We start from the raw sequence: 6550 nt of genomic DNA on the forward strand, positions 1-6550 counted from the left end.
ACATCAGCCTTTTTCAGATTGGTTTGAGATGGATAAAGTCAGGACATTTTAAAATTAATCACCTTTTATCAGCTATACAATTTTGTGTACGGTTTTAAAGTTTTTTATTAAAAATGTTGAATTTTTCAGAGAATTGAGTTTAAATGAAAACCAATTTTGCTAGGCGGAACGCCGCCCGAAGCTAACCACTAATACATATCAATTAAAAAAAATGATTTACGACGTAACTGTAATTGGAGGAGGAATTGTCGGTTTGGCAACTGCCTTACGGATCAAAGAGCAAAATCCGAATTTGAAATTATTGATTATTGAAAAGGAAAATGTGGTCGCAAAACATCAAACTGGGCATAACAGTGGCGTTATTCACTCAGGGCTTTATTATAAGCCAGGCAGTTTGAAAGCTACCAATTGTATAAAGGGTTATGATATGTTACTTGATTTTTGCAGAAAAGAAGACATCAAATACGACCTTTGTGGTAAAATCGTAGTGGCAACTCGCCCCGAACAAATTTCGATTCTGGATGGACTTTTTGAGCGGGGAAAACAAAATGGTTTGGATGGCTTCAAAATGTTGAATGCCGAGCAAATCAAAGAATACGAACCACACGTAAAAGGCTTGAAAGGCTTTTTTGTACCACAAACAGGTATCATTGATTATACCGATGTTTGTAAAAAATATTTAGAAAAAACGCAAAAATTAGGTGGTAGTATTGCTTTTGGTGAAAAAGTGAACAATATTTCATCAAACAATGGTATTTCTACCGTTGTTACATCAAAGGGAAGCTACGAAACAAAATTAGTAGTTAATTGTGCGGGTTTGTACTCTGATAAAGTTGGACAAATGACGGACATAAAAGCCGATAATCTTAGAATTATACCATTTAGAGGGGAATATTTTGAAATAAAACCCGAAAAACAATACCTTGTAAAGAATCTAATTTACCCTGTTCCTGACCCAAATTTCCCATTTTTAGGCGTACATTTTACTCGTATGATTCATGGTGGCGTTGAAGCTGGACCCAATGCTGTTTTGGCATTTAGACGAGAAGGGTATAAAAAATTGGATATTCATTTAGGCGAATTATTTGAAACCCTAACTTGGCCTGGGTTTTTGAAAGTTGCCGCAAAATATTGGCAAACGGGTTTGGGCGAAATGTATCGTTCGTTTTCAAAGACTGCTTTTACTAAGGCTTTGCAAGAATTAATTCCAGAAATTCAACCCGATGACCTTGTGGCAGGAGCAGCAGGCGTAAGAGCCCAAGCCTGCGACCGTGAGGGCGGACTTTTAGATGATTTTGCTATTTTTGAAAACCAACAAGCCATCAATGTTTGTAATGCACCGTCGCCTGCGGCAACTTCCTCACTTTCGATTGGACAAACGGTGAGTGAATTAGTTTTGAAACGTTTTTAGTAGAAATTGTGTGTTAGCACTTAAAGTCCAGTTTCTTTGTTATCAAGAAAAGAATTTTCGAATATATTATGCTTGTAGATAACCACGGCAGACCTATCAATTATTTGCGGCTGGCAGTAACCGACCGCTGTAATTTGCGTTGTTTTTACTGTATGCCCGAAGAAGGAATTCAGTATTTGCCAAAACCACATTTGTTGAGTTACGAAGAAATGATTCGTTTGGTCAGTATTTTGGCAGAAATGGGTATTTCTAAAGTAAGAATTACAGGGGGAGAGCCATTTGTAAGGCGAGATATTATCCCTTTTTTATGGAAACTGTCAGAAATTGAAGGCATAAAAAAGATAAATATTACCACCAATGGCGTTCTAACTGCCCCATTAGTGCCAGAATTAAAGAAAATAGGTGTCAGTTCGGTAAATTTAAGTTTAGATTCGCTCGACCGCCAACGTTTTTTTGAAATAACTCGACGGGATGAATTTCCGAAAGTTTGGGAAACCTTAGAAGCTTTATTGGAACATGATATTCCTGTAAAAATTAATACCGTTGTTGTTACAGGAAAAAATGATGAAGATATTTTATCAATGGTTGAGTTGGCTCGAAACAAAAATGTTTCGGTGCGTTTTATTGAGGAAATGCCTTTCAACGGTGCGGGTTTACGCCCCGAACAATTAGAGTTTTGGAGCTATCGACGAATCATTGATTTGATTAAATCGGTTTATCCTGACTTATATAAATTGCAAGACGAAGCTAATTCCACCTCTTATAATTACCAAATTCCGAACTTTAAAGGCTCAATTGGCGTTATTGCTGCTTTTAGTCGAACTTTTTGTGGCACCTGTAATCGTATTCGAGTAACACCAACGGGTAGTTTTCGAACTTGTTTGTACGACGATGGTGTTTTCAATGTTCGAGATTTTATGCGTCAAAAATTGTCTGATGATGAAATTAAAGCCTTGATTTATAATGCCTTGCAAAATCGAGCAAAAGATGGTTTTGAAGCAGAAGGTCGCCGAACAAGTTTAGTGTCAGAATCAATGACGACTATTGGAGGGTAAAAGAATGTAGAGTTAAGACGGGGTCGCCCGAGCGATGTAGAATTACGAATTTTCAAAAAATACAATAATACCAATTTTCAAAAAAAAATATGTTAAAGGCAGAAATGATTACCGATAAGGGTACAATGCTTATCGAATTTTATGAGCAAGATGCTCCAATTGCAGTAAATAACTTTATTACATTAGCAAAAAAAGGCTTTTACGATGGTTTGATTTTCCACCGTGTGATTCCTAATTTCATGGTACAAGGTGGTGATCCAACTGGCACAGGTGCGGGTGGGCCGGGTTATAAAATTCAATGCGAATTGACAGGAAATAATCAATATCATGATAGAGGCGTACTTTCTATGGCTCATGCTGGACGAAATACTGGTGGTTCACAGTTTTTCATTTGTCATAGTCGTGCAAATACGCAGCATTTAGACCGTAACCATACTTGTTTCGGTAAGGTTATTGAAGGTATTGATATTGTAGATTTAATACGTCAAGGCGATAAAATTCAGAAAATCAATGTGATTGAAGAAGTTGCTTAATATTTGGCAAATCTTTTGCAAAAAACTGTTTGAAATGTAATATTTTCAAACAGTTTTTTGTTTACTAAAAGTACACTTAACCAAAACAAGTTTTTATGCAAGAAAGTAGCTCACTTCTCGGCTTTCTATTGACCGCACTTTTGGCGGGTTTCGCTTCCATTTTCATGCCTTGTATCTATCCGATTATGCCAATGACGGTTAGTTTTTTTACGAAACAATCACAAGGCACAGGTAAAGCAACTTTTTATGGTTTATCAATCATGTTTGTTTTTGGTTTGATTGGCTTGGTTGCAACTGTTTTTGGAGCTCCATTTCTTAATTTTATAAGTACACATTGGATTCCCAATTTGATATTTTTTGTCATTTTTATTATCTTCGGAATCTCCCTTTTGGGAGCTTTTGAGATAGTTTTGCCCCATAATATGGTTAATAATATTGATAGAATGTCAGAAAAAGGCGGACTAATTGGTATATTTTTCATGGCTCTTACATTGGTAGTTGTGTCATTTTCTTGCACTGCCCCATTTGTTGGCTCGTTGTTGATTATGGCAGCAAAAGGCGAGGTTTGGCGACCTTTATGGGGAATGCTCGCTTTCGGATTACCCTTTGGAATCGTTTTTACGTCGCTCGCAATGTTTCCACAATGGTTAAAAAGTTTGCCAAAGTCGGGTGGATGGATGAATGAAATGAAGGCAGTTTTTGGTATTTTAGAATTTGCATTAGCATTGAAATTTCTGAGTAACATTGACCTTACTTACCATTTCAATTATATTTCTCGCAACCTTTTCTTAGTTATTTGGATAATTATTTTTGCGGCAATTGGTCTTTATATTCTTGGAATTATTCGTTTACCGAAAGATAATAAGGTTATAAAATATAATTTTCAGCGTATAGGTTTTGCAGCGGTATTTTTTGCTCTTTCTGCTTATATGATTCCTGGAGTAACGCATGGAAAAGAACTAAGTCTTTTATCAGGACTTTTACCACCTAAAACACTAAGTGCTATTGTGGCTGATGGTTCAAAATTAAGAGCTTTACCGCACGATTTACAAGGTTTTTATGATTATGACGATGCTTTGGCTTACTCAAAAGAAGTAGGAAAACCACTTTTTATTGATTTTACAGGATATGCGTGTGCCAATTGCAGGAAAATGGAAGAAAATGTTTGGTCGAAACCAGATGTGTTGGAAAAACTAAAAAATGACTTCGTAATTGCCTCTTTATATGTTGATGATAAAAAGGATTTACCCAAAGAAAAACAATATACATCAAAATACGATGATGAATTGAAAGTAACTGTTGGTGACAAAAATATGGATCTTGAAATCACGAAGTATAATAATAATGCCCAACCTTATTATATCATCGAAGATGCTACTGGAAAATCAATCGTAAAAAAAGCAATTGGCTATGTTTCAAAAGAAGATTTTATTAAATTTTTAGACGAAGGCTTAAAAAATTACAAGAAATAGAATTTAGCCTACTTTAAACAAATGTTCAACTTCTAATTCAGTAAATTGAGCTTTTTTGTTAGTAGCTTTTTTAAGTAGATTCAAGTATTGAAATTTTGGAATTTCAATAGCTCCAAAACGCTTTACATTATCATTAATAAACTGGGTATCAAGCAATTGAAAATGCTGTTGCTTTAATACTTGAATGAGGTGATGAAAGGCAACTTTTGAAGCATTGGGTTGGAGATAAAACATAGACTCGCCAAAAAAAGCGGAGCCTATAGCTACGCCATATAGCCCACCCACTAATAAGTTATTACTATATGCTTCCACACTATGAGCAAAGCCTCGTTTATTTAAGCCAGTATAAGCATCAATTATTTCGTCCGAAATCCAAGTATCTTCAGAGTCTTTTCGGGAAATAGCACATCCTCGCATCACACCTTCAAAGTTATGATTAATACGAATCTCAAAAAGTTGTTTATTTAGTATCGAACGAAGAGATTTGGACGGTTTATAGGTCTCAATCGGAATAATTGCCCTTGGGTCAGGCGAATACCAGTATAAAGTTCCGTCCGAATCAGCCATCGGAAAGATGCCATTTATATAGCCATACATTAAGTCGTCGGGAGTGAGTTTTGTCATTAACTTTTTTAAAGTAACTATAACAAAATTAAAGAAAAAAGAGATACAATGAAGTAAAAAACGGTTTTCTTATAATCTTAATTCTTCTTTATTTTAGGTGATTCAAAAGTTATCTTACCTTTTTCATCGTATTCATACAAAGTGTATGACTCAAATGAGGTATCATAACAGTCTTTTCCAAATTGGGTCTCTTTTTTACGGCGATTGCCCGTTGGATAATATTCTACCCATTTGCTTACTTTTATACTATCGTCCAGAAAACCCTGCTCGGCAAGTGTACCACTTTCGTTGAAGAAAAAATATTCTCCCGTAGTTTTTCCGTGATTTATAGGCTTGACTTCTTTGATTTTGGATTGTTTTTCATCGTAATAACTGATTTCTGAATCTCGATAAAACCCTCTCTCATAATACTCTTTATTCAATAAATTGTAGTTTTTATCATAAGACTCCCAACGACCATCTTTTGTGCCGAGATAATACCAACCCTCTTCAACAACTAATTCACCCAAATATTTTTTATACGGCCCGTGCATCAAATCGTTGGTTTCACGGTCTCGACCAATTCCTTCGACGATGCGATTGGCTTTATGGTCAAACCAAAAAAGATGGCGATTATAAGGGTTTGGCTGAGTAAAATCTTTCAAAGTATAAAATTCAATAAATGTCAGGCTATTACCACTTCCTTGTCGAGTCAGCTGTTTTTCGACCTTTATTCCTTCATAATCCTTTCCATTGAACTCTCTTTTGAGTCCTTTCAATTCTTTTTTTACATCTTTAAAGGTTTTTGAAATCTTCAAACCTAAATCAGGGAGCGTTTCGGTTGCAAATTTTTTGGCATCGTCAATACTTGAAATATTATTTCCTCCTGGTAATGATGCCGATGCTTTGGGCGTAGTTACACCTACAGGAAGCCTGTCTAATTTTTCCTGAATTGTCTCTTTTTTGTAATCTTTATCGCCTTTTCGTTTGGCTTGCGGCACTTGTGCTATAGTTTCCGAAAATAGGCTGAATACAAAGTAAGAAATAAGAGAGTACTTGTATATTTTTTGGTAAAGTTTCATTTTCGATAATAATGATAGTAATTTTGTGCTTTATTTAAAACGACAAAGTTCTAAAAAAATTGGAATTTCTGTTTAAAATCTCCTTTGAAAAAAATAGTATCAGAATGATAAAAGAGAAAAAAGATTGGTTTGTGGAATGGTTTGATACATCTTTTTATCATCAACTTTATAAAAGTCGAAATTATGTAGAAGCTCAGTTTTTTATTGATAATCTCGAAAAAATACTCAATTTTGAGCAATCTAACACTTTTCTTGACCTTGCTTGCGGTAAAGGACGACATTCTATTTATCTTAATTCTAAAAATTTTGACGTAACAGGTATAGATTTATCTCAAAATAATATTAATACCGCCAATCTGTCTGCCAACAAATATTTGAACTTTCATGTGCATGA

At 35.1% G+C, this 6550-nt stretch carries 7 protein-coding genes; 5 read left to right on the plus strand and 2 right to left on the minus strand.

Annotation, left to right across the window (positions count from 1 at the left end; translation table 11 throughout):
• Nucleotides 1–214: 214 nt before the first annotated feature.
• The 4 genes from lhgO to ACH2CJ_RS15420 all read left to right on the plus strand — a co-directional run bounded on the left by lhgO (nucleotide 215) and on the right by ACH2CJ_RS15420 (nucleotide 4471).
• A complete protein-coding gene (lhgO, locus tag ACH2CJ_RS15405) occupies nucleotides 215–1411 on the plus strand; it encodes an L-2-hydroxyglutarate oxidase (protein ID WP_394993847.1) in 1197 nt (398 codons plus the stop codon).
• Nucleotides 1412–1479: 68 nt separating this feature from the next.
• Nucleotides 1480–2466 (plus strand): GTP 3',8-cyclase MoaA, encoded by a 987-nt coding sequence (gene moaA, locus ACH2CJ_RS15410; RefSeq protein WP_394993841.1) that lies wholly within the window; start codon nucleotides 1480–1482, stop codon nucleotides 2464–2466.
• A gap of 89 nt (nucleotides 2467–2555) precedes the next feature.
• The gene (locus ACH2CJ_RS15415; RefSeq protein ID WP_394993842.1) at nucleotides 2556–2999 is read left to right on the plus strand and encodes a peptidylprolyl isomerase; all 444 of its coding nucleotides are present in this window, start codon (nucleotides 2556–2558) and stop codon (nucleotides 2997–2999) included.
• A gap of 95 nt (nucleotides 3000–3094) precedes the next feature.
• Nucleotides 3095–4471: a protein-disulfide reductase DsbD family protein gene (locus ACH2CJ_RS15420; RefSeq protein WP_394993843.1), complete on the plus strand. Its 1377-nt coding sequence runs from the start codon at nucleotides 3095–3097 to the stop codon at nucleotides 4469–4471.
• A gap of 3 nt (nucleotides 4472–4474) precedes the next feature.
• Here ACH2CJ_RS15420 and aat read toward each other — a convergent pair whose 3' ends face one another.
• Together aat and ACH2CJ_RS15430 are read right to left on the minus strand one after the other, a co-directional pair.
• Entirely contained in the window at nucleotides 4475–5095 is a 621-nt protein-coding gene (aat, locus tag ACH2CJ_RS15425; protein ID WP_394993844.1) for a leucyl/phenylalanyl-tRNA--protein transferase, read from the minus strand.
• A gap of 77 nt (nucleotides 5096–5172) precedes the next feature.
• The gene (locus ACH2CJ_RS15430) at nucleotides 5173–6156 is read right to left on the minus strand and encodes a toxin-antitoxin system YwqK family antitoxin (RefSeq protein WP_394993845.1); all 984 of its coding nucleotides are present in this window, start codon (nucleotides 6154–6156) and stop codon (nucleotides 5173–5175) included.
• 104 nt (nucleotides 6157–6260) lie between these two features.
• Here ACH2CJ_RS15430 and ACH2CJ_RS15435 point away from each other — a divergent pair.
• Nucleotides 6261–6550: class I SAM-dependent methyltransferase (locus tag ACH2CJ_RS15435; RefSeq protein WP_394993846.1), on the plus strand; the 290-nt coding region annotated here is incomplete at its 3' end.

It is taken from the genome of Emticicia sp. (assembly GCF_043780375.1).
Lineage (GTDB): Bacteria > Bacteroidota > Bacteroidia > Cytophagales > Spirosomataceae > Emticicia.

Bases quoted from the DNA above. Each gene is read 5' to 3' on its own strand.
- moaA (WP_394993841.1), top strand. From the start codon at position 1,480: ATGCTTGTAGATAACCACGGCAGACCTATCAATTATTTGCGGCTGGCA.
- ACH2CJ_RS15415 (WP_394993842.1), top strand. From the start codon at position 2,556: ATGTTAAAGGCAGAAATGATTACCGATAAGGGTACAATGCTTATCGAA.
- ACH2CJ_RS15420 (WP_394993843.1), top strand. From the start codon at position 3,095: ATGCAAGAAAGTAGCTCACTTCTCGGCTTTCTATTGACCGCACTTTTG.
- aat (WP_394993844.1), bottom strand. From the start codon at position 5,095: ATGACAAAACTCACTCCCGACGACTTAATGTATGGCTATATAAATGGC.
- ACH2CJ_RS15430 (WP_394993845.1), bottom strand. From the start codon at position 6,156: ATGAAACTTTACCAAAAAATATACAAGTACTCTCTTATTTCTTACTTT.